Origin of the sequence: Lacticaseibacillus daqingensis (assembly GCF_003946115.1) — a bacterium.
In the GTDB taxonomy this organism is placed as follows: Bacteria; Bacillota; Bacilli; order Lactobacillales; family Lactobacillaceae; genus Lacticaseibacillus; species Lacticaseibacillus daqingensis.
This window is the reverse complement of sequence record NZ_RHOH01000003.1, coordinates 136,224-161,032: the sequence shown is the minus strand read 5'-3', so window position 1 is coordinate 161,032 and position 24,809 is coordinate 136,224. Positions and strand designations below refer to the sequence as shown.

Annotated in this window: 26 protein-coding genes; 19 read left to right on the top strand and 7 right to left on the bottom strand. The window is 58.3% G+C overall.

Going from position 1 to position 24,809, the window contains the following annotated elements; translation table 11 throughout:
- Positions 1 to 100 precede the first annotated feature (100 nt).
- The 14 genes from secA to EKM88_RS05510 all read left to right on the top strand — a co-directional run bounded on the left by secA (position 101) and on the right by EKM88_RS05510 (position 15,122).
- The gene (gene secA / locus EKM88_RS05575; RefSeq protein ID WP_125704023.1) at positions 101 to 2,464 is read left to right on the top strand and encodes a preprotein translocase subunit SecA; all 2,364 of its coding nucleotides are present in this window, start codon (positions 101 to 103) and stop codon (positions 2,462 to 2,464) included.
- A 150-nt stretch (positions 2,465 to 2,614) separates the two neighbouring features.
- Positions 2,615 to 3,731, top strand: a protein-coding gene (gene prfB, locus EKM88_RS05570; protein ID WP_125704021.1) for a peptide chain release factor 2 whose coding sequence is annotated in 2 segments (ribosomal slippage) — positions 2,615 to 2,686 and positions 2,688 to 3,731 — 1,116 coding nt in all. Because the reading frame shifts where the segments join, the coding sequence is not laid out codon by codon here.
- A gap of 95 nt (positions 3,732 to 3,826) precedes the next feature.
- Positions 3,827 to 4,513: a cell division ATP-binding protein FtsE gene (gene ftsE, locus EKM88_RS05565; protein WP_125704019.1), complete on the top strand. Its 687-nt coding sequence runs from the start codon at positions 3,827 to 3,829 to the stop codon at positions 4,511 to 4,513.
- A complete protein-coding gene (gene ftsX / locus EKM88_RS05560; RefSeq protein WP_125704017.1) occupies positions 4,503 to 5,390 on the top strand; it encodes a permease-like cell division protein FtsX in 888 nt (295 codons plus the stop codon). Before ftsE ends, ftsX begins: the two co-directional genes overlap by 11 nt.
- Positions 5,391 to 5,538: 148 nt before the next feature.
- Complete coding sequence (locus EKM88_RS05555; protein ID WP_125704015.1) at positions 5,539 to 6,621, top strand: PDZ domain-containing protein; 1,083 nt, start codon at positions 5,539 to 5,541, stop codon at positions 6,619 to 6,621.
- A complete protein-coding gene (locus EKM88_RS05550) occupies positions 6,599 to 7,300 on the top strand; it encodes a response regulator transcription factor (RefSeq protein WP_125704013.1) in 702 nt (233 codons plus the stop codon). The genes EKM88_RS05555 and EKM88_RS05550 overlap by 23 nt, the downstream gene beginning before the upstream one ends.
- Positions 7,293 to 8,960, top strand: a complete 1,668-nt coding sequence (gene pnpS, locus EKM88_RS05545) for a two-component system histidine kinase PnpS (protein WP_125704011.1) — start codon at positions 7,293 to 7,295, stop codon at positions 8,958 to 8,960. Before EKM88_RS05550 ends, pnpS begins: the two co-directional genes overlap by 8 nt.
- A gap of 72 nt (positions 8,961 to 9,032) precedes the next feature.
- Positions 9,033 to 9,884: a phosphate ABC transporter substrate-binding protein PstS family protein gene (locus tag EKM88_RS05540; RefSeq protein WP_404819962.1), complete on the top strand. Its 852-nt coding sequence runs from the start codon at positions 9,033 to 9,035 to the stop codon at positions 9,882 to 9,884.
- 9 nt (positions 9,885 to 9,893) lie between these two features.
- Entirely contained in the window at positions 9,894 to 10,814 is a 921-nt protein-coding gene (gene pstC / locus EKM88_RS05535; protein ID WP_125704007.1) for a phosphate ABC transporter permease subunit PstC, read from the top strand.
- Positions 10,814 to 11,698 (top strand): phosphate ABC transporter permease PstA, encoded by an 885-nt coding sequence (pstA, locus tag EKM88_RS05530; RefSeq protein ID WP_125704005.1) that lies wholly within the window; start codon positions 10,814 to 10,816, stop codon positions 11,696 to 11,698. The genes pstC and pstA overlap by 1 nt, the downstream gene beginning before the upstream one ends.
- An 18-nt stretch (positions 11,699 to 11,716) precedes the next feature.
- Positions 11,717 to 12,526: a phosphate ABC transporter ATP-binding protein PstB gene (gene pstB, locus EKM88_RS05525; protein ID WP_125704003.1), complete on the top strand. Its 810-nt coding sequence runs from the start codon at positions 11,717 to 11,719 to the stop codon at positions 12,524 to 12,526.
- An 8-nt stretch (positions 12,527 to 12,534) separates the two neighbouring features.
- Positions 12,535 to 13,293, top strand: a complete 759-nt coding sequence (gene pstB, locus EKM88_RS05520; RefSeq protein WP_125704001.1) for a phosphate ABC transporter ATP-binding protein PstB — start codon at positions 12,535 to 12,537, stop codon at positions 13,291 to 13,293.
- A gap of 35 nt (positions 13,294 to 13,328) precedes the next feature.
- On the top strand, positions 13,329 to 14,006 hold the full coding sequence (gene phoU, locus EKM88_RS05515) for a phosphate signaling complex protein PhoU (RefSeq protein ID WP_125703998.1): 678 nt from the start codon (positions 13,329 to 13,331) through the stop codon (positions 14,004 to 14,006).
- An 822-nt stretch (positions 14,007 to 14,828) separates the two neighbouring features.
- Positions 14,829 to 15,122 (top strand): hypothetical protein, encoded by a 294-nt coding sequence (locus EKM88_RS05510; protein ID WP_125703996.1) that lies wholly within the window; start codon positions 14,829 to 14,831, stop codon positions 15,120 to 15,122.
- Here EKM88_RS05510 and EKM88_RS05505 read toward each other — a convergent pair.
- Positions 15,113 to 16,135 carry an alcohol dehydrogenase catalytic domain-containing protein gene (locus tag EKM88_RS05505; protein WP_125703994.1) on the bottom strand — a complete coding sequence of 341 codons (1,023 nt, stop codon included), beginning with the start codon at positions 16,133 to 16,135 and terminating at the stop codon, positions 15,113 to 15,115. The two genes, EKM88_RS05510 and EKM88_RS05505, sit on opposite strands and share 10 nt — an antisense overlap.
- 108 nt (positions 16,136 to 16,243) lie before the next feature.
- Here EKM88_RS05505 and EKM88_RS05500 point away from each other — a divergent pair, with 108 nt between their 5' ends.
- Together EKM88_RS05500 and EKM88_RS05495 are read left to right on the top strand one after the other, a co-directional pair.
- Complete coding sequence (locus EKM88_RS05500; RefSeq protein ID WP_125703992.1) at positions 16,244 to 16,666, top strand: hypothetical protein; 423 nt, start codon at positions 16,244 to 16,246, stop codon at positions 16,664 to 16,666.
- A 74-nt stretch (positions 16,667 to 16,740) separates the two neighbouring features.
- Positions 16,741 to 17,667 carry a hypothetical protein gene (locus EKM88_RS05495; RefSeq protein WP_125703990.1) on the top strand — a complete coding sequence of 309 codons (927 nt, stop codon included), beginning with the start codon at positions 16,741 to 16,743 and terminating at the stop codon, positions 17,665 to 17,667.
- A gap of 137 nt (positions 17,668 to 17,804) precedes the next feature.
- Here the strand turns inward: EKM88_RS05495 and EKM88_RS05490 are convergent, their stop codons facing one another.
- Positions 17,805 to 18,284: a hypothetical protein gene (locus EKM88_RS05490; protein WP_164512014.1), complete on the bottom strand. Its 480-nt coding sequence runs from the start codon at positions 18,282 to 18,284 to the stop codon at positions 17,805 to 17,807.
- The gene (locus tag EKM88_RS05485; RefSeq protein ID WP_125703986.1) at positions 18,281 to 19,459 is read right to left on the bottom strand and encodes an AI-2E family transporter; all 1,179 of its coding nucleotides are present in this window, start codon (positions 19,457 to 19,459) and stop codon (positions 18,281 to 18,283) included. The genes EKM88_RS05490 and EKM88_RS05485 overlap by 4 nt, the downstream gene beginning before the upstream one ends.
- Before the next feature lie 238 nt (positions 19,460 to 19,697).
- Here EKM88_RS05485 and EKM88_RS05480 point away from each other — a divergent pair, with 238 nt between their 5' ends.
- Positions 19,698 to 19,883 (top strand): hypothetical protein, encoded by a 186-nt coding sequence (locus EKM88_RS05480; RefSeq protein ID WP_125703984.1) that lies wholly within the window; start codon positions 19,698 to 19,700, stop codon positions 19,881 to 19,883.
- A 138-nt stretch (positions 19,884 to 20,021) separates the two neighbouring features.
- On the top strand, positions 20,022 to 20,195 hold the full coding sequence (locus EKM88_RS13280; protein WP_164512013.1) for a hypothetical protein: 174 nt from the start codon (positions 20,022 to 20,024) through the stop codon (positions 20,193 to 20,195).
- A gap of 281 nt (positions 20,196 to 20,476) precedes the next feature.
- Here EKM88_RS13280 and EKM88_RS05475 read toward each other — a convergent pair whose 3' ends face one another.
- The 3 genes from EKM88_RS05475 to EKM88_RS05465 form a co-directional block, all read right to left on the bottom strand.
- The gene (locus EKM88_RS05475) at positions 20,477 to 21,412 is read right to left on the bottom strand and encodes a hypothetical protein (RefSeq protein WP_125703982.1); all 936 of its coding nucleotides are present in this window, start codon (positions 21,410 to 21,412) and stop codon (positions 20,477 to 20,479) included.
- A 171-nt stretch (positions 21,413 to 21,583) separates the two neighbouring features.
- Positions 21,584 to 22,582 (bottom strand): helix-turn-helix transcriptional regulator, encoded by a 999-nt coding sequence (locus EKM88_RS05470; RefSeq protein WP_125703980.1) that lies wholly within the window; start codon positions 22,580 to 22,582, stop codon positions 21,584 to 21,586.
- 285 nt (positions 22,583 to 22,867) lie between these two features.
- Positions 22,868 to 23,188, bottom strand: a complete 321-nt coding sequence (locus EKM88_RS05465; protein ID WP_125703978.1) for a YjgN family protein — start codon at positions 23,186 to 23,188, stop codon at positions 22,868 to 22,870.
- Positions 23,189 to 23,625: 437 nt separating this feature from the next.
- Between EKM88_RS05465 and lexA the strand changes: the two genes are divergently transcribed.
- Complete coding sequence (gene lexA, locus EKM88_RS05460) at positions 23,626 to 24,252, top strand: transcriptional repressor LexA (protein WP_125703976.1); 627 nt, start codon at positions 23,626 to 23,628, stop codon at positions 24,250 to 24,252.
- Positions 24,253 to 24,315: 63 nt separating this feature from the next.
- On the opposite strand, the gene EKM88_RS05455 is transcribed toward lexA, so the two are convergent.
- A complete protein-coding gene (locus EKM88_RS05455; protein ID WP_125703974.1) occupies positions 24,316 to 24,804 on the bottom strand; it encodes a hypothetical protein in 489 nt (162 codons plus the stop codon).
- Positions 24,805 to 24,809: the final 5 nt, after the last annotated feature.

Below are 24,809 nucleotides of genomic sequence, written 5' to 3'. Positions count from 1 at the left end.
ATCAGTGGTGACGGTTTTCAGCGTCGACAATCAATGCTAAAATGACTAGGATACTGTCAGGTATTATGCGCATATCAACATGACAGAGAGGACATTATTCATGGCGAACGTTTTAAAACAGTGGGTCGAAAGCGACAAGCGTGAGGTCAACCGCCTCGGCAAGATCGCCGACAAGGTCCAGAGTTACGAAGATGAATACGCCGCGTTGAGCGACGAACAACTCCAGGCGAAGACGCCTGCGCTGAAGGATCGCGTTCAAAACGGTGAGACGCTGGATGACATTCTGCCTGAGGCCTTTGCGGTGGCCCGCGAAGGCGCCAAGCGCGTGTTGGGCCTGTTCCCATTCCGCGTGCAGATCATCGGGGGCATCACGCTTCACGAAGGCAATATTGCCGAAATGAAGACTGGGGAAGGGAAAACCCTGACCGCGACGATGCCGGTTTATTTGAACGCACTGGGCGGCCAAGGCGTCCATGTGGTCACCGTCAACGAGTACCTGAGTGGCCGTGACGCGACCGAAATGGGCGAGCTGTACAACTGGCTCGGGCTAACCGTGGGCTTGAACACCCACGACCTGAGCTCCGATGACAAGCGCGCCGCCTATGACGCGGACATCACGTACTCAACGAACAGTGAGCTCGGGTTCGATTACCTGCGTGACAACATGGTGGTTTACAAGCAGCAGATGGTCCAGCGCCCGCTGAACTTCGCCATTGTCGATGAAGTCGATTCCATTCTGGTCGATGAAGCCCGGACGCCGTTGATCATCTCCGGTGGGGCCGAAAAGAGTAACGGGCTCTACATTCGCGCCGACCGCTTCGTGAAGACGCTCAAGGAAGAGGACGACTACAAGATCGACTGGCCGACCAAGACCATTGCGTTGACCGAAAACGGGATCCGCAAGGCCGAAAAGATTTTTGGCCTGAAGAACCTGTACGACACGGAAAACACCGCCCTGACCCACCACATGGACCAGGCGCTGCGGGCCAACTTCATCATGCTCAAGGACATCGACTACATGGTGTCCGAAGGCGAAGTGCTGATCGTCGACCAGTTCACCGGGCGCGCCATGGAAGGCCGGCGCTTCTCCGATGGCCTGCACCAGGCGATCGAGGCCAAGGAAGGCGTCGAGATCCAAGATGAGAACCAGACCATGGCGACCATCACCTACCAGAACTTCTTCCGGATGTACAACAAGCTGTCCGGGATGACCGGGACGGCCAAAACCGAAGAGGAAGAGTTCCGCGAAATCTACAACATGAATGTCATCTCGATCCCGACCAACAAGCCGGTGATCCGGGTCGACGCGCCGGATATTCTGTACCCGACGCTCGATGCGAAGTTCAAGGCCGTGGCCGAGGACATCAAGGAACGCCACGCCAAGGGTCAGCCGATCCTGGTGGGGACTGTGGCGATCGAATCCAGTGAGCGGCTGTCCGCGATTTTGGATGCCGAGGGGATCCCGCACAGCGTCTTGAACGCGAAAAACCACGCGCGCGAGGCCGAGATCGTCATGAATGCGGGCCAACGCGGGGCCGTGACCATCGCGACCAACATGGCCGGGCGGGGGACCGATATCAAGCTCGGCCCTGGCGTCAAGGAAGTGGGCGGCCTGGCCGTCATTGGGACTGAACGCCACGAGTCTCGCCGAATCGACAACCAGCTGCGTGGCCGCTCCGGTCGCCAAGGGGACCCGGGTTCGACCCAGTTCTACCTGTCGCTTGAAGATGACCTGATGAAGCGCTTCGGGTCCGACCGCATCAAGGCGATGCTCGACCGCTTCAAGCTGGAAGACGAGGATCAGGTCATCCGCAGTCGGATGATCAGCCGTTCCGTTGAATCCGCGCAAAAGCGAGTCGAAGGGAACAACTACGACACCCGGAAAAACACCCTGCAGTACGATGACGTCATGCGTGAACAGCGTGAGGTCATCTACAAGCAGCGCCAGCAAGTCATCAACGAAGACGACACGCTGCGGCCTGTTTTGATGGCGATGATCAACCGCTGCATCACCCGCATTGTGCAGGCGCACACGCAAGGGGAGGCCAAGGATTGGCAGCTCGATAACATCTACGATTACGTCACCACGAACATGGTGGCTGAAGAGACTTTCGACCGCGCAAGCCTTGACGGGAAGACGCAAGACGAGCTGATCGCCATGCTGCAGGCACTCGCTGAGGCGAACTACGAAGAAAAACTCAAGCAACTGGGCGATACCGACCAGATGCTTGAATTCGAAAAGGTCGTCATCCTGCGGGTCGTTGACTCGCTGTGGACCGATCACATCGATGTGCTGGATCAGCTGCGCCAATCCGTCGGCCTGCGCGGCTACGGGCAGATGAACCCGCTGGTCGAGTACCAAGAAGAAGCGTACCGCATGTTTGAAGAAATGATCGCCAACATGGACGATGGCGTCACTCGCCTGTTCATGAAGGCCCAGATCCGCCAAAACATTCGCCGCTAATTCGCCCACAACAACCCTTAACAGCCGGGCGCGCATCCCGGCTGTTTTAATGGGGCGACCACTGCCCTGGCGCACCATGAAGCGGCGGCCTTTGCCATGAGGCCCGGCCCACATGGTCTGACGCCAACTACTCTTGAAAGGAAGTCCACTATGGAAATCGCTGAGATTCGTAACACCTTGGCCCAACTGCGGACCAAAATCAATCAATTTAGGGGGTCGCTTTGACCTCGATGCGCTGAACGAACGCATCGCCGAAAATGAGGGCCGCATGGCCGAGCCGGGCTTTTGGGACGACCGGCGCGCCGCGCAAACCGTCATCGACGCCAACAACCAACTGAAAGCTAAGCACGACAATTTTATCAAGCTGCAAGACCAGCTCGATGACCTCGACGTGGCCTTTGAACTGCTACAAGAGGAGCCGGACGCTGACCTGCAGGCGGAGGTCGAAGGCGACCTGCACACGCTTGAAGAGCAGATGACGCGCTACGAGATGACGTTGCTGTTAAGCCAGCCGTATGACGCCAACAACGCGATCCTCGAGATCCACCCCGGTGCGGGCGGCACGGAGTCGCAGGACTGGGGATCGATGCTTTTGCGGATGTATCAGCGCTGGGCCAGCCAAAGCGGCTTCAGCGTTGAGGTCGCCGACTACCTAGCCGGCGATGAGGCCGGCATCAAGAGCGTGACGCTGCTGATCAGCGGTGAGAACGCGTACGGCATGCTGCGAAGCGAAAAAGGCGTGCACCGGCTTGTCCGGATCTCGCCGTTTGACTCGGCCGGGCGCCGGCACACCAGTTTTGCCTCGGTGGATGTGATGCCGGAGCTCGATAACAGCATCGACATCGACATCCGCCCCGACGACATCAAGATGGAGGTCTTCCGCTCCAGTGGGGCCGGGGGCCAGCACATCAACAAGACGTCCAGTGCGGTGCGCTTGATCCACATTCCGACCGGCATCGTGGTGTCGAGCCAGGCGCAGCGGAGCCAGTTCCAGAACAAGGACACGGCGATGGGGATGCTGAAGGCCAAGCTGTATCAGCGCGAGCAGGCCAAAAAGGCGCAGGAGGCCGCCGCCATCAAGGGTGATCAGATGGAAGTGGCCTTTGGCTCCCAGATCCGCTCGTATGTCTTCCACCCTTACACAATGGTCAAGGATCACCGCACGAACTACGAAACGGGGAACGGGCAGGCCGTCATGGATGGCGCCCTGGATCCGTTCATCTACGCCTACTTACAATGGGAACTGGCAAAGAACAATCCGCAATAGGACCAGGCCGACCGGGCCAAACTGTAACCGTCCTGTTATCAGATTGACGTATTGGCATGCTATACTTTGCCTAGTTTTGAAAAAGGAGCGAGCGCATGATCCAAATTAAAAACGTGATGAAGCAGTACGACAACGGCGTGATCGCGATCAAAGATTTAAGCTTGTCGGTCAACCCCGGGGAATTCGTGTACGTCATCGGTTCCAGCGGCGCGGGTAAGTCGACATTCATCAAGATGCTGTACCACGAACTGACCCCGACCTCGGGCACGATCAGCGTGGGCAAGTACGATTTTGCCACGATGGCCAACAAGGATATCCCGCTGTTTCGGCGTGAGCTCGGCATCGTGTTCCAGGACTTCAAGCTGCTGCCGCGGCTGACCGTGTTTGAAAACGTGGCCTACGCGATGGAAGTGATCGAAAAAGACGAGGCTGAAATCAAGCCTCGGGTGCTGCACGTGCTGAAGCTCGTGGGCCTGGAGCAAAAACTGCGGCGATTCCCGAACGAGCTGTCCGGGGGCGAGCAGCAGCGCGTGGCGATCGCTCGTGCCATCGTCAACGCGCCGGATGTTGTGATCGCGGATGAGCCGACCGGGAACCTGGATCCGGACACCTCAGAAGACATCATGGACATTCTGGAGCGGGTCAACGCAGACGGCACGACGGTGATCATGGCGACGCATAATCGGGAGCTGGTCAACAGTCGACCGCACCGGTTGCTTGAGATCGCCGGGGGTCGCCTCGTGCGCGATGAGGAAGGAGGCGCTTACGGGAATGAAGTCTAACGTCATTAAGCGCCACATCAAGGATTCTCTGAAGAGCCTGCGCCGCAACGGGTGGATGTCCGTGGCCGCCGTTTCGGCCGTCACCGTGACGCTGCTGTTGGTCGGGATCTTCATGGCGCTGCTGTTGAACATCAACCACATCTCCACGCAGGTGGAAAACGATGTGCGCGTGCGCGTCTACATTGACAAGAACACGACGAAGGCGCAGCAGGCCAGCCTGAAGAAGGAACTCAAGGCGTTGCCAAGCGTCGATAAAATTACCTACCGCTCCTCCAACCAGGAGCTGGATTCGATCGTGGGGACGTACGGCTCGCAGTGGAAGATGTTCTCCGGCGACCAAAACCCGCTGAACAACGTGTTCCTGGTGGATACCACCAGCCCTAAGGCAACGGTGAACGTGGCCAAAAAGGCGGCCAAGCTCAAGTATGTGGCGGAGGCCTCATACGGGGGCAACACCGCCAAGAAGCTCTTCCAAACCGTTGATGCGATTCAGCGCGGCGGGCTGGCCTTCACCATCCTACTGCTGTTCGTGGCGGTGTTCCTGATCAGCAACACCATTCGCATCACGATCCTGTCCCGCAAGGACGAGATCCGCGTGATGCGGCTGGTCGGGGCGACCAATGCGTACATTCGCTGGCCGTTCCTCTTGGAAGGGGCTTGGACCGGGTTGCTCGGGGCCTTGCTGCCGATCCTGGCCGTTGATATCGCGTATGGGCTCGTGTACCGTAGCGCCAACCTGTCGACTGCGGCCAACGGCTTCGCCTTATACGCCTCGATGCCGTTTCTCCTTTGGCTTGACCTGGCGATCGCCTTGATCGGGGTCATCATCGGGGCGCTCGGTGCGGTTGTTTCCATGCGGCGCTTCCTGCGCATTTAACTGAACAAGCGATGAACCGCGGCCGAGTTGCCGCGGTTTTTGTGTGTTTACAGGGATTGTATCGGCACCGATACCAGAAATTTACTTATTTTTTTCAGTAACGGGTTCCATGCTATACTAAACTAAAGAGGACGGGAGAGGGCGTAGCATGCGATTCTTATTGATTGGTGGGTTCGGCGTGCCCGTATTGGCGGGACTGGTCGCACTATTTTGGCGGTGGCGCCGCTTCGGCCGTGAACGTGCGATGTTTGGCATCGCAATCGACCGGCACTGGACCGGGTGGTGGGCGGGCCTCCTTGGCGGCTTAGCGACCGGCATACTGGTCAGCGGCATCGCCTGGGGGCTTGATCTTCGGCTTCCGCTGCCGGTGGCGTTGCTCCTGGAGGGGCTCGTCGCGGTGGGGCTTCTCACCAGCGGGCTGGGCTTTTCCCCTGCTTGGCTGGGCGTGAGCGGCGTGCTGGCCGTCACACTGGTGCCGCAGCTCACTGCTGTGCCACCAGTGGGGCAGTGGGGCTGGCACCTGGTGGCGCTGATCGCGCTGTTATGGGCCGCCCAGGCGGGGTTGTTGCGGTTTTTGAACCCGCCCATTGACGTGCCTCGGGTGCGCGATGGCGTGCGCGGGGCCCGTATCGCAACCTATACGCGCCGGCAGTTCTACTGCGTGCCCCTTGTCCTGCCGCTGAGCGGGGTGGCGTGGCCGTGGGCGCTGGTGCCCCTGGTGCTCGGCGTGGCTGTGACGACACGCAAACAGTTGCCGACCGCGGCCACCGATGCGTGGGCCAAACAGTCCGCCTGGGCGGCCGCGCTTGCGGTGGGGCTGGCCGGCCTGCTTTGGTGGCGCCCGACCACTGCGCTTGGGGGGCTGATCGCGCTGGCGCTGGTGAGTCTGGGGCTGGCTTGGATGCAGCACCGGGCAGCCGGTGCCGGGGCGACCTTCATCTCTCAGACCACGAGCGGCGTGCGGCTCGTGGCCATTCAGCCGGACACGCCAGCGAGCAAAATGGCGCTGCAGGCCGGGGACATTTTGCTGACGTGCAATCACCTGCCCGTGGCGTCAGAGGCGGACCTGTACGCGGCGATGCAGACGCAACCGACGTACTGTCGGCTCAAGGTGCAGCGCCTGGACGGAGCCATCAAGATGACCGAAACAGCGATATTTAACGGTGCCCCTCACGAGTTGGGCATGATTACATTTGCGGAGGATGACCATGAAGAAGATCTTAGTCGTTGATGATGAACCAGCGATCGTGACACTACTCCAGTACAACCTCGAAAAAGAGCACTACAAGGTGACCACCGCCGCGGATGGCGATGCTGCGCTGACGCTTGCGCTTCAGATGCCGTTTGACTTCATTATTTTGGACCTGATGCTCCCGGAGATGGACGGGTTTGAGGTCACGCGCCAGTTGCGCGCGGCCAACAACGCGACGCCCATCATGATCCTGACCGCTAAGGACAGTGAGACGGACAAGATCGTCGGCCTTGAGCTCGGGGCCGATGACTACGTGACCAAGCCGTTTTCCCCGCGTGAGATCGTCGCGCGGATCAAAGCCATCGAGCGACGGGTGCAGACTAAGCCTGTTACCCCGGTGGACCCTAAGGCGCCGCTGACGGTCGGCGACCTGATGATCGATGAGGAGAGCTTCCGCGCCACCAAGAACGGTGAGCCGCTGGCGCTGACCCCCAAGGAGTTCGAATTGCTGGCGTACTTCGCGCGCCGACTGGGCAAGATCCTGTCGCGCGATGCGCTGTTGAACGGCATCTGGGGCTTTGATTATCCCGCTGAGACACGGATGGTGGACATTCAAGTCAGCCACCTGCGCGAAAAAATTGAAACCGATCCGAAGCGGCCGGCCTACATCAAAACGGTGCGCGGTTTCGGCTATCAGATGGAGGTGCCGCATGACTAAGCTCATTCGGCGTTGGGCCTGGGCGTGCTTTTTTGCCGTTGCAGGCTTTTTCTTACTCTTGGTGGGCATCAATCACCTGCTGTACACGCAGCAAACCGCACACCTGACGGCGGTGTACAAGACCTTCCAAGACGTCGGTGAAACCGAGTCGATGGCCGTGAAACTGGCCGCGGATAATCACGTGACCATCACCGTTCTCAGCGGCACACCGACCACCGCCCGCGAGCAACTGTTGCAGGACCTGGTGGACCGGAAGCGGACCATCGTGCACCAAAGCACGGTGCTCTTGGTGCGCGGCCAGGCAGAGCAGGTTTATGTAGGCCGCCGCAGCAACACGGTGTTCATTGGCGTCTGGCAGAAGAAGGCCACGCTGTTCACCGTGGCGCCAGGCCTAGGCGCCGCGCTGGTCGCGGCCTATAGCCTGGCCTTTCTCGCGCTGATCGCGTGGGGGCTCCGGCGGCGGCACTACTGGGAGGGCCACCTCGCACAGATGAGCCAGAACCTCACCGCCATTCGCAAGGAACATGCGCTTGAGCCGCTGATCCTGACGCCGGGGTCCCCGTTTATGCCGATCGGGCATGAGGTGAACCAGTTGGCCGAAACGGTGCAGCATTTGCGGCAAAAAGTGGCGCTGCGCCAGGCCAGTTTTGATCGCTTGATCGACCACCTGCCGCAAGGGGTCATGCTGATCGACTCCGACCGTCAGGTGCTGATGGCCAATCAGGCAATGAGCCAGTTCGTGGGGCACCCGATCTCGCCACGCCAGCACAACTACCTGGACGATGTCAAAACGTACGCGCTGGCGCGAATGATCGAGCACACCTACCGCAACGGGCGCACGCACCACAAGGAGCTGACGCTGATGACCACGCAGCAGGCGGTGGACGCCAGCGTGGTGGCATTGACCGGCATCGACCGGCTGCAGGTCCTGGTGATCCTCTACGACATCTCGACCCTGCGGCGGGTCGAACAGATGCAGCTGGATTTTGTGGGCAATGTGTCGCATGAGCTCAAGACGCCGGTGACGGCCATCAGTGGCTTCACGGAAACGCTGCTGGCGGGCGCCAAGGACGACCCGGCGACCCTTGACCGCTTCCTCGGCATCATTCACACGGAAAGTCTGCGCCTGACGCAACTGATCACGGACATCCTGACCCTGTCACGGCCGGATGGTGGCCCGGTCGACACGCAGCCGGTGGGGGTGGCCGACCTCGTGGCTAAGGCGCTTCAGCCGCTTCAGCAGCCGATCGCGGCCAAGGCGCTGACGGTCACCACACACATCGCGCCGGACCTGACGATCCAAACGGTTCCCGCCAAGCTGTCCCAGGTCGTGCGGAACCTCTTGAACAACGCGGTGTTCTACAATCGGGCGGCCGGAACGGTGACCATCACCGCGACCACCGATGCCCAGAGCCTGAAGCTGACGGTGCAAGACACGGGCATCGGGCTGTCGGAAGCCGATCAGGCCCGGATTTTTGAACGGTTCTACCGGGTGGACAAGGCCCGCAGTCGCCACAATGGCGGCACCGGGTTGGGGCTGGCCATCGTGGCCGAAATGGTCACGCAACTCGGCGGTGAGGTGGCCGTGGCCAGTCAGCTCGGTGTCGGGTCCACGTTCACCGTGACCTTACCATTGAATTTACCTTCTTTTTACAATTAGTGCGCGGAACATTTACACGCGATTGATAGACTGGTGAAAGTGATGAAAAACGGAGGGTTCCTTGTGAAAAAAATTCTCGGCTTTCTGGCAGTCGCCGGTGTTGCGCTGCTTGCGGGATGTGGTCGTGGTGATAGCGGTCAGTCGATCACGGCAGTGGGGTCAAGCGCCTTGCAACCCCTGGTTGAGGCTGCCGCTGAGCAGTATCAGACAGACCACCTCGGCGTGTTTATCAACGTGCAGGGTGGGGGCACTGGCACCGGCCTGTCCCAAATCCAACAAAGGGCCGTGGAAATCGGCAACTCGGATCTTTTTGCCGAGGAAAAGCCGGGCATCAACGCCAAGAAGTTGGTCGATCACCGGGTGGCGGTGGTTGGGATCACGCCGATCGCCAACCCTGGCGTGGGTGTGCGCAATCTGAGCATCGTGCAACTGCGCCGGTTGTTCACGGGCGAAATCACCAACTGGAAGCAGGTGGGCGGCAAGGACCTACCGGTGGTCGTTGTGAACCGGGCCCAAGGGTCAGGCACGCGCACGACCTTTGAAAAGTGGGTCTTGCAGGACCGCCAACCGCTGGCGGCCCAGGAGCAGGACTCCACCGGGATGGTGCGTTCGATCGTGGCCAGCACGCCTGGTGCGGTGTCGTATGTCGCTTTCTCGTATGTGGATGACACCGTCAAGGCGCTGGCCCTCAATGGCGTGACGCCGACCGATCAGCACGTGACCACCAATGCGTGGCCGATCTGGTCGTACGAGCACATGTACACGCGCGGCCAACCGACAGGGCTGACTAAGGACTTTGTCACCTACATGATGGCGCCAAGCACCCAGAAGCGGCTGGTGGCCAAGATGGGCTACATTCCCGTCACCAGCATGAAAGTCGAGCGCGACGCCGCTGGCAACGTGGTCCAGAAGGCCGCGGAATAGGAGGAAGCAATGGATCCAATTCGTGACGCAATGCTACGCCCGTCGCGGTCGGCGAAGATCGAACGCCGTGGCCGGCTGATCAGCCTGTTTTGTATTAGCCTGATTGTCGCGGTGGTCGTGGCAATCTTCTATTTCGTTGCCTCGCGGGGGCTGGCGACCTTTTTTGAGAACAAGGTCAACCTCTGGTCCTTCCTGAGCAAAACCACCTGGTCGCCGGCCATCAAGGACGCGCATGGGGCCCCGGAAGTCGGTGCGCTACCAATGATCGTCGGTTCCTTTGGCGTGACCTTCCTGTCGGCGATCATCGCGACCCCGTTTGCGGTGGGGGCGGCGATCTTCATGACGGAGATTTCGCCGAACCTGGGGAAGAAGATCCTGCAACCGGTGATCGAGTTGCTGGTCGGGATCCCCAGTGTCGTGTACGGGTTCATCGGGCTGTCCGTGGTGGTGCCGTTCATTCGCAACTTGTTTGGTGGCACCGGGTTCGGGATCCTAGCCGGGACCTTTGTGCTGTTCGTCATGATCCTGCCGACAGTCACCTCGATGACCGTCGATGCGCTCAAGGCTGTGCCGCGGCACTACCGTGAGGCCAGCCTGGCGCTGGGCGCCACGCGTTGGCAAACCACGAGCCGCGTGGTGGTGCGCGCCGCAATGCCCGGGATCTTGACCGGGATCGTGTTCGGCATGGCGCGGGCCTTTGGGGAAGCGCTGGCCGTGCAGATGGTTATCGGGAACGCGGCGCTTTTGCCACACAACCTGATCAGCCCGGCGTCCACGCTGACCTCGGTGCTGACGTCGGGGATCGGCAACACCGTCATGGGTTCGCTGGAAAACAACGCCCTGTGGTCGCTGGCGCTGCTGCTCCTGCTGATGTCCTTGGCGTTTAACCTGCTGATTCGCTGGATCGGGAAGAAAGGGGAGATGAAGTGATGGCACCGAAAAAAGTCGATAAGCTTGCCACCGGTGTCCTGTACGTCATCGCCGGCGTGATCGTGGTCATCTTGGCCAGTCTGCTCGGTTACATTCTTTTTCAGGGCGTGCCCCACATTTCCTGGCACTTCCTGACCAGCCCAGCCAAGTCCTTCGAGGCGGGTGGGGGGATCGGCATTCAGCTGTTCAACTCGTTTTACCTGCTACTGCTTGCGATGGTCATCTCCGTCCCACTGGCGCTGGGCGCCGGGATCTATTTGGCCGAGTACGCCAAGAAGAACTGGCTGACCGACGTGATCCGCACCGCCATCGAGATCCTGAGCTCACTGCCGTCTGTTGTGGTTGGGCTGTTCGGCTTCCTGGTGTTCGTACTTCAGTTCAAGTTCGGCTTCTCGATCCTGTCCGGGGCGCTGGCGCTGACGATGTTCAACCTGCCGCTGTTGACCCGCAACGTGGAAGACTCCCTGCGCGCCGTCAGCTTCACCCAGCGTGAGGCCGGCTTGGCGCTGGGCCTGTCACGTTGGGAAACGGTGATCCACGTGATCATTCCCGAGGCGTTGCCCGGCATCATCACCGGGATGATCCTCGGCGCAGGCCGTGTGTTTGGGGAGGCGGCGGCCCTGATCTACACCGCGGGGCAAAGCGCCCCGGCGCTGGATTTTGGCAACTGGAACCCGCTGAACATTGCGAGTCCCCTGAACCCGTTCCGACCGGCGGAAACGTTGGCCGTGCACATCTGGAAGATCAACTCGGAAGGCATTCAGCCCGATGCGGCGGCGGTGTCTGCCGGGGCCAGTGCGGTGCTGATCATCGCGGTGCTTGCGTTCAACCTGCTGGCCCGCTATGTCGGCAACCGCATCTACAAGAAGATGACGGCGGCCTAACCGTCAAAGGAGAACTCGATGGATAATTACGCGTTAGACGACCGCTACATCAAAGACTTCGACCGCAGTGAACACGAGATCGCGATCGAGACCCAAGACCTGCGCGTCTTTTACGGGGCCAAGGAGGCCATTCACGGCACGAGCCTGCCGTTTGAACGCTTCAAGATCACGGCGCTGATCGGCGCCAGTGGCTCGGGCAAGTCCACCTTCCTGCGCTCTTTGAACCGGATGAACGACACCATCGAAGGCACTCGGGTGACCGGCCAGATCATGTACCGCGACATCGACATCAACTCGGCCAACGTGGACGTGTACGAGATGCGCAAGCACATCGGCATGGTGTTCCAGCGACCGAATCCGTTTGCCAAGTCGATTTACGACAACATCACCTTTGCGCCGCGCCGTTTCGGCGAAAAGCGCAAGGCGGTGCTGGACGAACTGGTCGAAACCAGCCTGCGTCAGGCCGCCCTGTGGGATCAGGTCAAAGACGACTTGCACCAAAGCGGCCTAGCGCTCTCCGGCGGGCAGCAACAGCGGCTGTGCATCGCCCGGGCGATTGCGATGAAACCAGACATCTTACTCTTGGATGAGCCGGCCTCGGCGCTGGATCCGATTTCGACGTCTACGGTGGAAGACACACTGATGGCTCTGAAGGATCAATACACCATCATCATCGTCACCCACAATATGCAGCAAGCGGCGCGCATCAGCGACTACACCGCCTTTTTCTACGCCGGTCAGGCACTGGAGTACGATGAGACGCGCAAGATCTTCACGCGCCCGAAGATCAAGGCCACCGACGATTACGTGTCGGGGCACTTCGGCTAGGAGGCAGTATGAAAAACAAGGTCATCACAAGCAAAGACGTGCACCTGTTCTACGACAAGTTCGAGGCGCTCAAGGGCATTGACCTCGACTTCAATGAACACGAAATCACGGCGCTGATCGGCCCCAGTGGGTGCGGCAAATCCACCTACCTGCGCACGCTGAACCGCATGAACGACCTGATCCCCACCGCGCACGTCAGCGGCGACATCCGCCTGCGCGGCCAGGACATCTACGCGGCCGACCAGGACGTTGTGCAGCTGCGCAAGGCGGTGGGAATGGTGTTCCAGCAACCCAACCCGTTCCCGTTTTCGATTTACGACAACGTGGTGTACGGATTGCGCCTGGCTGGGGTGAAGGACCGTGCGACGCTGGATGAGGCCGTTGAAACCAGCCTGAAGGCCGCGGCCATCTGGGATGAGGTCAAGGACAAGCTGCACGACAGCGCCTTATCGCTTTCCGGCGGCCAGCAGCAGCGGGTCTGTATCGCGCGCGTGCTCGCGGTGCGCCCAGACGTGATCCTGATGGATGAACCGACCTCGGCGCTGGACCCGATTTCCAGCACGCAGATCGAGAATATGCTCTTGGAATTGCGCGACCAATATACGATAATTTTAGTAACGCACAATATGCATCAGGCATCTCGGATCTCCGATCGCACCGCCTTTTTTCTGCAAGGGGAGCTGATCGAAGTTGATGAGACCAAGAAGATCTTCTTGACCCCGACCCAAAAAGAGACGGAAGACTACATCACGGGCCGCTTCGGCTAGGCCAGACTGGCGTGCGAATAAGGGAGGAAACAGCAATGCGGCGAGTATTTTCAGATGAACTCAACGAGTTACACGTCCGGTTCTCCGAAATGGGGATGATGGTCAACGAGGCGATTTTCAAGTCGGTCAAAGCCTTCGTCAACCATGACAAAACACTGGCGCGCGAAGTTATCACCAGCGACAAGCAGATCAACAAGCGTGAGGTGGACCTGGAGAAGCGCAGCTTTGAGATGATCGCCTTGCAGCAGCCGGTGACCACTGACCTGCGCATGATCGTGACCATCATGAAGGCCAGCTCCGACCTGGAGCGCATGGGGGACCACGCGGTGTCCATCGCCAAGTCGACGATTCGCATGAAGGGTGAGACCCGCGTGCCGGAAATCGAAAAGAAGATCGCGGCCATGGCCCAAGCCGTCAAGCAGATGGTCGATGAGGTCCTGGAAGCCTACGTCAAGGAAGACAGTGTCAAGGCGCGTGCGATTGCTGAGGAGGACCACGGCATCAACGCGTTCTCCAGCCAGATCTACGAGCTGTGTATCGACGAAATGACCCGCGACGCTGACACGATTGTCGGGTCGATGGACTACATGCTGGTGTCCTCCTACTTGGAGCGCATCGGGGATTACGTCACCAATATCTGCGAGTGGATCCTGTACCTCAAGACCGGCAAGTTGCTGGAGCTGAACTCCAACGCCAAAGAAGACACGCTGTAGCGCAAAGGTGGCCCAAAAGGGGGACCCGAGCGGACAAGAGAAGCAAGGCGCGCCGCCAAACCTGCACTCAGGTTTGGCGGCGCGCCTTGCTTGTTGTCTGGTCTATTCCGCTCGGCTGAACGCAAAACGTGACCCATCGCCAGCGCTGAGGCAGGCCGGTGTATTGGTTGCGTGGTTTGCCAGGATCGGCATCATTCGTTTTTGAACCGTGCGGCGCTTTAGTCCGACAGATTCAAGGCGCACAAAAGCCACCGTCGCTTGCGCTTCGGTGGCCGGTGCGTTCGGTTACGTCCTTGTGTGGCCAAGCCTACTTGCAGGTGGGCCGCGTTCGGTGCTGGTGGGCGGTGGGTTAAGGGCCGGTCCCTCATGCCGCCGCGCCCCGTTACCGGTGGCGGTTGTCCTGGTGTTGCAAGTGTGCCTGACCGTCCTCCGCTTATACCCTGATGTCCGACGATGGCGCTGTCGGGGCGAAAAGCATGTGCACGCGCCGGGGTGGCGTCGCCAAAGGAACTTGGCGCGGAAATCGCCTGACCAACCGAGGGAGCCCGTCGATGCCTCGACGTCTCGATGATCCGCTAAGTCTTAGAGCCAGAGCGTACCACCAAACCGATTTTTCGTCAAAAAAAACGCTAATTTTGGGATTAAAAAACAATCACAGCTCACTCGAACATTGTTAGTGGCCCAGACCTGCACTATTCGATAACGTCGCTCGGACCAAAAAAGTAATTCACTTGGTGTGGGCTGAGTTGTCCCGATCACGAGTGGTTGGCTTGCACTCTGGCGAAGAAGCCGGTAATCTGGAAGCAGATCGGAGGAGAAGCCATGAAACCAACAGAGAATGTGACACGCGCGCAAAAAGCCGAAGGGGCGGATCTCATCATGGAGCAGGGCTTTGTCACGGAGCGTGATGAGCCCGCCATGATGGACGCGACTTGGTGCGCCGAGTTTTTGCCGCAGGTGAATGATGAGTTGCGGCTCCGGACGCTGCCGAACCGCGCGGTGATGCGGCAATTTCACTACTACATGGGCACCGGTGTCATCTTGTTTGACCCGACACAGCTGAGTGAGGCACAGGCCAAAGACACGCTTCAGCATGCGTTGGGCTATCACAAGTGAACGGGACCGGTGAGCACGATCTTGCCGTGTTGGTGCCCGGCGTTCAGCTGGGTGAAGCCGGCCACGAGGTTGGCGGGCGAGATCGGGCTCAGCTCGGTGGCAACCCCCGGATCGACTAGGCCAGCCGCAACGAGCTTGACGAGTTGGCTCAAAATGTGTCCCTGGCTGGCCACGTCAACGTCGTAGTCGGACTTCGCGAACATGAACTCAAAGTCGAGGCTGGCGGCCTTGGGTTTGAGCGCGGTGACCGCCAGCGGGCCAGCAGGCGTGACCAAAGTCCCCACGTGACCAAACGGTGCGACTAGCCTGCAGGCAACACTCAGGTAGGGCTCTGGCGCATAAAGGATCGCCACACCGGTCACAAAGTGGTGGCCGGCTGCCGCAACGGCTGCCACCAGATCGGTGTGCCGGTCGATGGGGGTGGTCACGCCATGCGTGCGCAGCCAGTCAAAATGGCTGGGGCTGGCGGTGGCAAGAACGGTCACCCCGGCCCAGTCTGCCAGCTGGCTCATTACGGTGCCGACGCCGCCTGCACCGTTGATGATCAGCAGCGATTGGCCCCGGTTCGCCCCGGGAGCCGGGGTGAAGCCCATTTTTTCAAACAGCAGCTCCCAGGCGGTCAGGCCCACTAGCGGTAGCGCCGCCAAGGTGGCAGTGGCCAGCGTGCGTGGCGCGCGTGCACACAGCGCCGCGCGGACGGCCTGAACTTGCTGAAAACTGCCAGGACGCTTTTGCGTGCCTGCGTAGATGACGCGGTCACCGAGCGTGAAGTCCGGCACGAGGTCACCGACCGCGACAACGGTGCCGACCGCGTCAAAGCCTAGGACGCGTGGGGTGGCGTTGGCGGGCATACTGGCGCGGAGCTTGTCATCAACGGGGTTGAGTCCAACGCCTTCGACTTGAACCAGCAGATCGGTCGGTGCCGGCGTGGGCCAGGGCTGTGACTGGGCCTGAAAGCTATCCGCGGTCAGAGCGCCGCCGTGCGTGGCAACAAGGACAAGATTGGTGGGCATGAGGAAACCTCCTTGAGCTGTATTGAAATCGTAATCAGCTGACTATGTTTATTTTACTCGTTTTTTGGTACACTGAATCAAAATACTGGTTGTTCGGGAGAGACGAAGATGACGAAGAGACACTCTAATTCAAGCACAGGCTGGACTTGGGCCGTGCTGATACTCGCTGCGGCAGCTTTCACCGGGTTTGCCTGGTTCGTGACCCAACCGACCGATGCCCTGACCATGGTCAGCACCGGGAGCTTCGGGGTCGGCCTCGTTGCCTTGATCTGGTTGCTGGCTTATTTCGATGAGGCGCCGAGCGGGCGCTTCAGCCGGTTTCTGATCGATACCGTGTTCGGTTTGGCGATCGTGGCGCTGATCTATGTCTACATGATCGGGTTCATCGTGTACCCCGAGTTCATTGGCGGGGCCGCCGGCGTGGTGGTCGTCTTGGCGGGGCTATTCGCTATTCGTCGCCCAAACCGCCGTCAGTTGCGGCATAACCGCAACCGGTTGCCGATTGAAGCGGTCAAAGAGGCTGAAGAGTAAGGCTGACTCATTAGGTCATCGCAGGCGTTGAGCCGTTGCGGTGACTTTTTTGCTACAGGCAAGGGGGCAATGGGGTGTTCATCTATATTTGTTGTGCGGGCGGGGCCAGCTCCAGTCTGTTTTGTGCCCGCCTGGGTGAGGCGATCAATGCCAGTGCCGAGCCCCTGACCGCCTGTGTGACGGACTTGACGAATGCGCTGGCGACTCCGGCCACCTTTGGCGCGCAAGCGGACCTGGTGATCGTGTATGGCTCGGTTGACGCCGTTCGGCCGGCCACCGTGTTGGCGTTTGGCCGCTTATTTGATGTGATTCTGGTCGCCCCGCAAGTGCGTTACCGCACCGCCCGGCTCGCCACGCTGTTAGCCGGTTACCAGACCCAGGTGCGAGATCTGAATGCCCGGATTTTTGGGCGACTCGCAGGGGATGCCGGCTTAGTTGAACTGAGAGAAATGCTGATCGAGTTGGACCTCGCCCGCGGCGCCACGGATGGGGCTCGGTTTGTGACGGCGGCTGGAGACCGGGATCTGACGCTACTGGTGTACGGCGCGAGTCGCAGCGACCCCGCCATTCAGCAACTTACCCAGGACCTGCTGGCGCTGGATCTACACTGTGCGCAGACGCGCTTCAGTCTGGAAACGCTGTACGAGCCGCCGCGTGAAGCGCTCGTGGACCTACGGCTGGTGTTTGGCCCCCAGGTGACGCCGGCCAACGTTGCCCAGGTGGCGCGCCGAATCGATGGCGTGGTACGGTTCACCGATGCGCCGGCCAAGCCGCGTGCGGCGACCTGGCCGGCGGACTATAAGCTGCCTGAGGTCCGACTCCCGCGGCGCTTGCTGAATAAGGGGCAATCAAGTGCACTGCTCGATGCATGGCTGGCGGCATGTCAGACGGCCACGTGGGCGGCGGAGCAGACGCAGGCGCGGACCAACGCGGCGTACGAAACACCGCCGGCGCCGCGCCCCACCCGCACGATTTTGGGCCTGTTCACCGTGCGGACATGAAAAGAGGCTGTCAGATTTGGCTGACAGCCTCTTTTCATGTCCTTGATCGTGGCCGCGTTCACGCCGATCAGTTGCGCATCTTGGGGACGCGATCAAAAGCGCCATCACCACTTGTCGAGAGATGCGCAACGCGGGTGTCACTGGACTTTTTGAATCGTGATCGGGATGGAGTCCGGCACGCGTGGCCGTAGCGTGGTCATCAGGGTCTGTAGGTCGGTTTTGAACGTCAGACGAATCAACCCCCGAGGTGTGCGGCCGAACACGGCCACGACCAGTTCACGGCCGTTGGGCAACGCGAGTGGGGTGAGCGAGATGGCCGTCATTTTGGCGTAGGGCAACACGCGCCGCACCATGCCAACGGACACCACCGCGTTAGGGGTCAGGCCGGAGTTGCCGGACATCACGGTCAGGGTGATGAAGGCGGCAAAGAAAATAATCATCAACAGGTTGGCCGCGCCGGTGGCCATGAACCAGACGGCAAACATCGCCGCCATGATGACTTGAAAGCTGGCGTAGTTGCCGCGCACATCGATCTGGGCTTGCCAGTACAGGTTATACGCGCCCAACGTGAGCAGGGCGGTATCGAGCAGAATCAAAAACAGAGTCAAGGTTATCACGCTTTCTTATCGGGTTGCGCGGGTGCTGGAAGCGGTGCGCTGGGTTCAGGCTGCGGGTCTTCGTACAGGCCGGAAACCTGCTGGTACCATCTGAATAAGCGTACCACAACGATGCGCAGAACTGCAAAACCGGGAATTCCCAGAATGACGCCGACCAGCCCGAACATGTTCCCAGCCGTCAGCAGGACGACGACGATGGTGATCGGGTGCATCTCCAGCTTGCTACCCATCACGAACGGCGAAATCAGTTGGGTTTCAAGGAGCCATTCCACAAAGAACACCACGATCACCATGATGAACATCTTGGGGCTGGTCATCAGCCCGACGATCAGTGCGGGCACCATGGCTAAGGCGGAACCGAAGTACGGAATCAGGTTCAGCGGTGCTGCGATCAGCCCCAGCACCAGGGCGAACTTCAGCCCGATCAGGGAGTAGCCGACCATGAAAATGATCCCCACGGCGATCGCCACCGTGATTTGCCCCTGCACGTACGAGCCGACTTTTTCGTTCATTTCGTGAAGCATCTGGGTCATGCTGGCGCGTAGCTTGTTCGGCACCACTTGAAGGATCAGTGGGGTAAACTTGTCACCGTCTTTCAGCATGAAGAACAGGATGATCGGGGCGGTCCCCACCGTGACCACGACGTTGCCGACCATGCCGACCAGGTTTTGGATCTGCGCCACGGTCCCGGAGACGATGAGCCCCTCCTTGCCTGACAGCGCGGACATGATCTCACTGCCCAGCTGGTTCAGGTCCTTTTGGGCGATCAGGTCCTGGTTTGCGTTGAGGTCGGTCAGCCACTTGGAAAACGCGGCCCAGTAATCCGGCCAGTAGTTGATCAGGCTGGTGACCTGGCGTTCGATCGAGGGCACCAACTTGAGAATTGCTGCCGCCAGGACGCCCACCAGCCCGATGAACACGATGGCGATGGCGAGGTTGCGGTGCAGGCCGCGGCGTACCAGCCAGGTGACGATCGGGTTGAGCAGGTAAAACAGGACCCCCGCGAAGACGAACGGAGGCGCCACGATGCCCAAGAAGTTCGCAACGGGTTGGAACACCCAAGCGATCTTGGTGAAGACCCAGATGATCAGCAACGCCATGAGCACATTAAACCCGGCGATGGCAAACTTGTTATCGAGGAAATGGCGGTAGAACCAGGTGTGTTTATTAGTCATAAGCCCCTCCGTATCGTAGTACCTCAATGATACCGAATTATGGCGGCGATTGCGAATCCGGCGCAGGGCTGAACTTTGTTTACAAAGCAGCTAGTGAATCAGGGATAAAGCGTTGGAAATGCCGATAGACGGGCGCCAAATGTAAAAATGATGTAAATTTAACCTTTACAAAGCGGAATTTCGGCGTATACTAAGCGAAAAGATCAGGGGTGAAAGCCCTTAGTGGGGAGGAATGACAATGATGATTCTGAAGTGGTCGCTGCGCGTGCTGGTTGCGCTCACGCTTGTGCTACTTGTGGTCAACACGGTGCTCGGCATCGGCTTGATGGCCATCGACATCGTGGCCGGCGTCTTCTACGAGATGAAGCGCACCGCGTGTGATCGGCGTCAGATGAAACACATCCCCGTCGTGCACCGGATGTAAGCGAAAGAAACGCGCAGACGATGCGGGAGAGACGAAGCTTTGCCACTTTGGTGAAGCTTTTTTTTGCGCGAGGGCGCCACATATATCCGATGTATGTGGACACCGCCATTGCTTAAATTATACAAGGAGGCGGTTTACATGGCTGTCAAGAAGAAGGAACTAGGCGAATTCAAGGCGCGCAAGGTGGGCACGTCACTCGTCATCAAGATCCCAAGCGAGCTGGCGGTCACCGCTGGCGAGAAGTTCAAGTTGATTGTCGGCGGCAATGGTCAGACGTTGACCTATGAACGCGCAGAGTCAGATAATCCCTGAGATAACGGTATGTTTGCGAGCGTTGATTTCAAGAAGCAGATCGCTGACGTGGGTAGTTTTGACGATGGCGATTATGGGCAGGAGAACGTCGAATGGGAGAACTAGAGGTGCAAGCAGGCCAAGGCAATCTTGGACTAAGCAATCAGAATCAATCGGTGTAGACGCAAACGACCGGCAATCCAATTTGAGGGATTGCCGGTCGTTTGCGTCTCAGTGCAGTCGAAGAGTTTACGCGAACTAGCCTGTTTGCCTAGTAGGGTGCTGCACCTCATGCTAGCGGTCTAGAAATGATATTGCTTATTGTAGACGATTGATTTATGGTCCCGCTGCGTAATCTTGTACGCAGGATCGAGTTTGAATATACCATCCTCAAACGAGTATTTGATTTTGCTAGGGATCTCTTTTGTTAGCGACGTGCGGGTGCCAAAAGTGATCGTCCCTTTGGTCAGCTTAATGAATAGTGAGTTAGACGCTGACTTGGGCTGATTGGTCATGTGAGCTTGACTGTCTGAATCAAAGGTGATCGATTGGTTTGCATCGGCCACGGGGGTAATTGTGACGCCCTCAAGCGCAGATAGCAGTGCTTGGTCTTGACTTTTCGTACCGTATTCGGTGAGGGGGCGAGTGGTGATGTCGGCTTGTTTGTAGACTGATAAGCCTTCCGGAACATACAGCTTTGGGGCGTCATAGGCATTAGTAGTACCAAATAGGACTAGCATCATCGGTCCTTTTAAGGATGGGCCGACAGTCCCAGACTGGAGCGTTGAGAGTCCTTGCGAGGTATATTCGTTTTCGTAGAAGTTAATGTGTTGCGCATCACCGGTTTCAGGCATGGTGTAAGTTTCAGTCGTGTCGGCGGAGCCATCGAATCGCATAATGTTGACGCGATACTCTGTGTTGCTGAGCCGAGTCATTGAGATCAGCGCAACGTTATCGTCAGGCGTAATTGCTTCCGAGGTGTAATAGTGCGTGCCAACGAAGCTTGAGTAGTAAGCGATGATAGCGTGTTGTTTCTTGTCATAAGCCTTGTACTGTTGCGCTTTTGTTGGGGCTTTCTTGGCCGCTTCGGTCTTCTTTGTCGCTTGGGCCTTCTTGGCTACTGTCGCTATCTTTGAAGAGCTGTCCTTGGTCGACTTGGTTTGGCTGGAACAGCCGACCGCGACCGCACCCACAACCACAAGAGATAAAGTAGCAATGATCAGTTTGATCTTTTTCATTTTAATTCCTCCAAGTCTTTTGGCCGCACAAGCGTTGATCACGTAGCTCTGCCCATGATGAACGCCTCGCGTCAGAACTGTGACACTAGAATAACTTCTGATGTGGTCACAATAAGACCACATCGGAATTTTTTTCACGTGCGACCATCGGACAGTCGCGACCTTTGCGCGTTATTTGTCATAGTAGGCCAGCGCCCAGCGCATGCGCTCGATCACGTAGTCGCGCAACGATAAAGGGCTAATGATTTTCACCATGTGGGCCTGCTGCAAGAGCCACATTTTCGTGCCGTAGCCGTTATTAGCCTGAATGGTTATCCGGTGAACTTGCATCGCCCAGGACGGTTTATCGTCATCACTTTCGGCTACCACGGTATGCGGAAAGCGATCCACGATGTACTGCGGGTCGGAATAGTAGTCGATGACCAGCGTCACGGGATTGCCGAAGAACGGCAGCGTGGTTTTGTGGCGAAATTCGCCGGCCTCAAAATGCTTATCCTGAGAGGTGTCTGTCGAATACCCAACGACCTTGATCTGTTTCATCAGAGACAAGCGAAACTTACTCAGCTTGGCTACGTCCATGTCATCGTAGGCGCGGTCGTTATCTGTCACCATCCAAAAATACAGGTCGGAGAAGAATAACGCGGTCGGCCTGCGCCGTAAGGTGACCTGCTGAGTGTCTCTAAAGTACGTGAATTCCAGGATCTGCCGTTTCTGCATCGCGGTGGTGATCAGGGCGATTTTATCTAGCATGCTGGTCTGAGGAACGCCGTGGTAGGCCACGAGATCACTTTTGATTGGTGCCGTCACATGTTTAGAATCTATAGCCATCGATACTAGCTGAGCGATGAGCGCCGTCATTTCTGTATGCGTTAGCGCGCGACTCGCCAGCATGACTTGGCACATCGTCTGGATCTGTACATCGGTCAGGGTTGTGGGGTGCACCTGCTTAAGGGCGTAGGATCCTTTCGGCTGCTGCACGATCGCCATCTCGTCGGCCAGATTGGTTTCCGTGATGGCGCTGGTAATTTGCATCATGTCGCGTTGAATGGCCTTCGGCGACTTTTGAAACTCGTCGGCCAGCGCCTGCTTTGTCAATTTTTGCCCTGTGAATAGGCGAAGGAAGATCGTTACGATGCGTTCCTGGCTGTGAACACTTGGTGTGTCAGTCATTTTGCTACCCCCAAAGTTGTGATAGTTAATGCCTCAAGTGAGATTACTTCTCTTGTTTATACTGCTTAGCGTGTTCATAATATGCACACTTAGCGAAAATCATTGACTAAGCACAAAAAAGCAAGGATGAGAAATGGTTAACCCCCCCAATAATGATGACACCCCCCGAAGATGTTATGGGGAGAAAAGGTAACGTCTAGTGGTACAAGTAAGGCCCCCTACAAAAGTCTTGCAGGGGGCCTTGCTGATACTATGGTTAAAACACTTTTGTTTTAACCTCTTTTTTTAATTCAGAAAGCTCGTGTTCTTGGCCTTCCAGTTTTCAAGCTTGATACTGACCCAAAAGCCGTAAATGCCCAGTGTGATGATCGTGAAGAACAGCCACTTGAGCCAGTTGCCGAACAGGCCCACCGCAGACCCAGAAAAGTGCATGCGGTGGCCATCGATGACAGTGTGGTTGATTTTCCACCCGTACAGCAGGCAGAGTGCCCACGGGTAGCAGATGCCCAGCGTGAACGCCGTGATGAGTCCGCCGAGCAACACCCAGCCGATGTATGCCAGCAAGCCGCCATCGAAAAATGAGCTGCGCCCATATTTGTATTCCATTAATAAGTCCTCCCCTTTGTCACCGAGCGCCACAAAGCTGCGCAAGTCATGTGCCTAAGTGCCGGCGCAAGCGTCAGGCTGGATTTGATCAGGCTGTTCGAACGCAGAGAGTGACAGCCTGACATGCGTCGAAAGCCCAACCCTTATCACCGCGCCGCGTCGCTCTGGGTCGTCGAGCTCCGTGGCGCATAAGGGTGCGGGCTAAGTCATCCTGTCACTCGCGCCTAAGTGCGGGCGCAAGCGTCAGGCCGCCTTAGTCTAACCCTTATCACCGCGCCACGTCGCTCTGGTGCCGCTCTGGTATAGCGTTAGTGTACGGAAAAGTGGCGGAATAAGCGAGAAAAATTGCGAGATCGCGGGTTTTTTGCCGCAAAAGTTGCAAACAAACGTTCTCTTTGGTATGCTGAAAACAGAAAAATTGAAATGGCGGTGATCCCATGCCTTCGCAAGCGAGCCAGAAGCGGTGGAAGCAGATTTTAACAACGATTCATGAATCGATCGATACCCGCGGGTACCCGCCGACCGTCCGTGAAATCGGTAAGGCGGTGGGGCTCAGCTCCTCCAGTACCGTGGCGGCCTACCTGGATCGATTGCTGGAGGCGGGGCTGATCGCGAAGGACCCGTCCAAGCCGCGCACCCTTGAGATCACGAAGAGTGGGCGCGACTTCATCGGGGTGGGCGAAAGCGGGATCCCGATTGTCGGCACAGTGGCCGCCGGGGTGCCGATCACGGCCATCGAGAACATCGAGGACTACTTCCCGATCCCAGACGAGCTGGCGTACGATGCCGATGACTTGTTCATGTTGCGTGTCCAAGGGAACTCCATGATCAAAATTGGGATCCTGAACGGTGACCAGATCATCGTCAAGCAGCAAGAAACCGCCGAGAACGGGCAGATCGTCGTGGCGATGACGGAAGACGGGGAGGCGACCGTCAAGCGCTTCTTCAAGGAGCGTGACGGGGTGCGCCTGCACCCGGAAAATGACACGATGGCGGACATGTACTTTGATTCTGTTGTGATCCTCGGCGTGGTGATGAGCCTTTACCGTCCGGTCCTCGTCTAAACCGCACTAAAAAGGGGCACTGCATGTGAATGCAGTGGCCCCTTTTTTTGGTGCCGCATAGCGTTACTTGATGGTGCTGCGGTCATCGTTTTTGACGCGCGTGTAGGTCGGGCCGTCCGGCAGCTGACGCAACTTGGTGCTGCTGAGCTTCTGAAAGGTCAGCGTGCTGGCCTTGGCGTTCGGTTGGGCGGTGCCGGTGATGGTGTACTGGTCCCCGGCAGTGGTCAGCTTGGCGTTAAAGAGCCCTTCGGCGGCTGACGTGAAGTTGCCGCCAGTGACGCGGCGCTGAATGTCGAAGATGTAGCCAGAGGTGTCCGCCGTAAACTGCAAGACTTCATTGTGGTCCTGCGTGTTCACAAAGTAGTGGCCGGTGAGGTCGTCAACGTTCGCAGTGGTGTTGGGTTTGACTTTCTTTTTGACCGGTGCGGGTTTCGTCACTTTGACGACCTTGCTTTGGCTGGTGGGGGCCGCCGATTGTGAGTCGGCCGGGGCCAAGGCGTGGCACCCGGTCAGGAGGAGGGGCAAAAGTAGCAATAAGAACCGTTTTTTCATTCAGA